The 1834-nt window shown below is 74.5% G+C and carries 2 protein-coding genes; one reads left to right on the forward strand and one right to left on the reverse strand.

The window, feature by feature from the left end; translation table 11 throughout:
- On the forward strand, positions 1 to 498 hold a 498-nt coding region (locus FOE67_RS24560; protein ID WP_182667014.1), incomplete at its 5' end, for a pseudouridine synthase.
- A gap of 31 nt (positions 499 to 529) precedes the next feature.
- Here the strand turns inward: FOE67_RS24560 and FOE67_RS24565 are convergent.
- A complete protein-coding gene (locus FOE67_RS24565) occupies positions 530 to 1744 on the reverse strand; it encodes a globin domain-containing protein (RefSeq protein WP_182667015.1) in 1215 nt (404 codons plus the stop codon).
- Between the last annotated feature and the right edge of the window lie 90 nt (positions 1745 to 1834).

Raw genomic sequence — 1834 nt, forward strand, 5'->3', positions numbered from 1 at the left:
GGGGGAAGCGGGGCGACCGACAGGCGGAGCTACCCCTCCCTCACCACCTTCGTCCGGGTGTGGGAGGGCGGGGACCAGTCCTTCCTGGTGGTGCGGCCGGTCACCGGACGCCGTCACCAGATCCGGGTGCACCTCGCCTGGATCGGTCACCCGATCGAGGGTGACCCCCTCTTCGACCGGGGGAGCGCCGAACGCGGCGACACCACCCGGCTGCACTCCTGGCGGCTGGCCCTGGACGCGGACGCCCCGCACTCCCGACGCGGTGTGGAGCGGCTGCGGCTCACGGCCCCGCCGGCCGAGGACTTCCGGGCCGGGCTCGGCGGGGACACGCCGCCGCTCGGGGAACTCCTCGAACGGGCGGCCGTGGCCGTGGCCGCGCTGCCGACCCCGCCGGGGGAGCCCTCCGGGGGCCCGGCACGTTCCGACCGGGAGCGGCCGGGCCGTGCCGCGGGGCGGGGACGCCCCGCGCGCACCCGTCGCCCCCGCGCGACCGGCTGAATCGTGCCGGGCCGTGCCGGGTCCGGGGGCCTCAGCGGTCGGCGATCCACAGGTCGGGGCCGAAGACCTCGTAGTGCACGTTGGCGGCGGGTACCCCGCGTTCCAGCAGATCGTTGCGCACCGCCCGCATGAAGGGCAGCGGTCCGCACAGCCATGCCGTGGTCGTCGAGGGGTGGGGCGGGAGTTCGAGAGCGACCGGGTCCATCGGGCTCCCCGGTGTGCCGTCCGCCGCGTGCTCGTACCACGTCCGCAGGGAGGCGCCCGGCAGCTTCCCGACCAGTTCCCGCTGCGTCCCACGGTGCGCGTGGTCGTCGGGGGAGCGGTCGGCGTGGGCCACCACGACGGGGCGTTCGGAGCCGGTGGCCACCAGGTGTTCGAGGATCGCGAGCAGCGGGGTGACGCCGATGCCGGCGGAGGCCAGCACGATCGGGCCCTCGCCCGCCGGCAGCGGCAGGTCGCCGAAGGGGAGGGTGACGTCCAGGAGGTCGCCGGGCCGCACGCGGTCGTGCAGGTGGTGGGAGACCTCGCCGTCCGGGGCCCCGGACCCACCGGACCCATCGGTCCCCCGGACCCGCTTGACCGAGATCCGCCGCTCCGCCCCGTCGGCCGGCCCGATCAGGCTGTACTGCCGTATCTGGCGTGCGCCGTCGGGGAGTTCGACCCGTACGCCGACGTACTGTCCGGGCCGGAAGGGCTGCAGGGGCCGGTCGTCGGCCGGGCGCAGGGCGAGGGTGATCACGTCATCGGTCTCCCGCCGCCGGTCCACGACCTCCATGCGGCCCCACACCTCCCCGACGGCCGTGCCCGCCTCGCGGTACAGGTCCGCCTCCAAGGCGATCAGGGCCCGTGCCATCAGCCAGTAGACCTCGTCCCAGGCCGCCGCGACCTCGGGGGTCACCGCGTCGCCGAGGGTCTCGCCGATGGCCGACATCAGGTGGTGGTGGACGATGTCGTACTGCTCGGCGGTGACCCCCAGGGAGGCGTGCTTGTGGGCGATGCGTCGCAGCATGGTGTCCGGGCGGCGGTCGGGGTGTTCGAGGAGCATGCCGGCGAAGGCCGCCACCGAGCCGGCCAGGGCCCGGCGTTGTTCGCCGTTGGCCTGGTTCCCGCGGTTGAACAGGTCGCGCAGCAGGTCGGGCCGGGCCTCGAACATGCGGCGGTAGAACCGGTCGGTGATCCGGTCCAGCTCGGCGCCGACGACGGGGAGGGTGGCGCGGACGATCGGCGTGGAACGGTCGGAGAGCACGACGACTCCTAAGAGGTAAATGATCTTCGTGTTTTTGGGTGTGGTGATCCGCGCCCCGGCGGGGCGTGGATCGGGTTCGGGGATCCGGGG

This window comes from Streptomyces calidiresistens (assembly GCF_014141525.1).
Classification (GTDB): domain Bacteria; phylum Actinomycetota; class Actinomycetes; order Streptomycetales; family Streptomycetaceae; genus Streptomyces; species Streptomyces calidiresistens.